2 protein-coding genes are annotated in these 2,159 nt (G+C 33.2%); both read right to left on the bottom strand.

What is annotated here, in order from left to right; translation table 11 throughout:
* Positions 1–304: 304 nt before the first annotated feature.
* Positions 305–1,756, bottom strand: coding sequence for a relaxase/mobilization nuclease domain-containing protein (locus ACFCZ1_RS38455; protein ID WP_376067458.1), 1,452 nt, complete (start codon positions 1,754–1,756; stop codon positions 305–307).
* Between the two features lie 11 nt (positions 1,757–1,767).
* Entirely contained in the window at positions 1,768–2,142 is a 375-nt protein-coding gene (locus ACFCZ1_RS38450) for a MobC family plasmid mobilization relaxosome protein (RefSeq protein WP_375867848.1), read from the bottom strand.
* Positions 2,143–2,159: the final 17 nt, after the last annotated feature.

The raw sequence follows: 2,159 nt of genomic DNA, 5'->3' as shown, positions 1-2,159 counted from the left end.
CTTAATTACAGCATTAGCAAATAAAATTGAAGAATTGGAATTACGACGTGCTAAAGATAAAGCTAAAGAAGAATTGAAAGCGAGCCAACAATTGAGGATCCAAAATAGAAAACAAAAATTAGATCAACTTCCAACAAGAGAAAAAGTACCGTTTTATAACTGGTTAGAAGAGTAACCGACAATTAATAGATATTTCAAGGCTCTAAAATGGCTTCTAGGGCGTTTTAAACTCGTTTTGGTATAAAAACAAGGGGTAAAAGCGAAAAACGCTAAAATACCCCCTTAGAAGCTTTTTAAAGCATATTTAACGACTTCGATTATGCTCTGGTTGATTATGTGAACGTGCAATTCTCTCATTTGCAGCAGCAAGCTTCTGAATTTCTTTTCCTGCTGCTTTAATAGAATCGGAATTTGTTACAAATGTGTTGGATTGCTCTTGATAGTCAGTAGTTTCCCGATCTTTTTTGTGAATACTAATACAGCCAAATTCTTTTTCGTAGCTGATTTTATAAAGTTTCCTAGTTGCTCCACCCAAGTATAAATTAATTTCATTTTGATTATTTTCAATATCTTTATAGGTGGTTCTTGGGAAGGTTTTCTGGAACATACGGAACATGGCTTCTACTTCCGATTGATTTTTTAATTCAATCTGTTTTTCGATTTCGGCCTGTTCTAGCTTGATTTGTTCTTTTTTCTTGATTTCTATACGCTTGGCTTCATCTTCGGCTGCTTTTAAGTCTTGAATAGTATTTGCTTTGATCTGTTGTTTTTTCTCTTGTGAATTTTGAATTGTTTCTTCAAAACCATCATTTTTAGGAATAGAAGGCATAGATGAAACTGCTGATTCAGTGCGTTTTTCAGTAATTGCAGAGGTTCCTTTTTTCTTAAAATGATCTTCCGTTTTATTTTTTAATCGGTGGTTTTCAGGAGTTTTTTCAAGTGTTCTTTGTTTATTTTCTTCAAAAGCTTGATAAACATCTTCTAAATGATAACCGCCATCTAAAGCCTTATTGCGATCTCTAATTTTGTATGTTTTGGCTCCTAAATCTCTTTGTGTAATATGTATATACCCTTTTGTATTTTCACCTCTCTCATACATTTCTACACCTTTTTCAGCTAATAACTTTTTGTAAGACTGCATGTCAGTTGCTTGGCTTTTTGCGTACTTTATAGCTTCTCGTATTTCTTCTTTCCAAGTTGTTTTTCCTCGAGCTTTTATACGCTTTTCAGCATTCTTTTCTTTAACGTTTTCCCCTTGATAAGGTTCTAATGGTTCAATTCCATGTTCTTTGCAAACTTTATCTGAAATATTTCTAAATAAAACTAAGTCTTGGTCTTTCTTCATTTGAAATTTACGTCCGGTTTCGTAATTTACAGAGTTGGTTACAATATGACAATGTAAGTGATCTTGATCTGCATGAACGAAACAACCAGACTCATGACCTTTTCCTATTTTTTCAGCTAAAGCCATCCCTATTTCTAAACATTTTTCTTGATTGTCTGGGGTATTAGATAATTCTTTTGGGTCAAATGAAAGTACAAAGTGCATGGCTTGGCGCCCACCAGTTTTATTAAAATGATTACGTGTTTCCGCAAAGTCATCACGTATATCTGCGATATCACAATTAACCCCTGCCTTTAACACACATTTATTTTTCTTCTCTCCAGTTTCGGGGTCTTTGATAATTTCCTTTTCGCAATAATCAATGGTTTCACTAGCGTTCGAACTTCCTTTTAAAGCTTCAAATATTGGCATACTTTCCCCCCTTAATGGAAATGTGATTTATGTTTAAAAATAATATCTTCTTTCGATTCTTCAATAGGTTCTTTTCCTACTAAAATACGGGTATTATTCCTAATTTCTTTTAACAACGAAATAACCTCTTTTTTTTCATCATTTCGAAGCATAGAAGTTGAATTTAACCTTCTAGCCATCTGATTAAGATTATTTCCTATTGCTCCTATTTGGCGGTTTAATTCTTTTACGTCTTTTCTTTCGTTTGCTCCTTTAGGAGCTTTTAAATTTAGTAATAAAAACTTTGCAATTGCGTTAATACTCATGCTGTATTCATTAGATATTTTCTTCGCCTTATCCACTTCTTCTGCTGTTAATCGAAATTTAACTTCCTTAAGATTACTCATTTACAACCCTCCACACC

Origin of the sequence: Streptomyces sp. NPDC056224, from assembly GCF_042267665.1 — a bacterium.
Taxonomy (GTDB): Bacteria; Actinomycetota; Actinomycetes; order Streptomycetales; family Streptomycetaceae; genus Streptomyces.
This window is presented reverse-complemented; position numbering and strand designations above follow the sequence as displayed.

Excerpts from the sequence above, each read along its gene's own strand:
- ACFCZ1_RS38455 (WP_376067458.1), bottom strand. The coding sequence starts at position 1,756 with ATGCCAATATTTGAAGCTTTAAAAGGAAGTTCGAACGCTAGTGAAACC.
- ACFCZ1_RS38450 (WP_375867848.1), bottom strand. The coding sequence starts at position 2,142 with ATGAGTAATCTTAAGGAAGTTAAATTTCGATTAACAGCAGAAGAAGTG.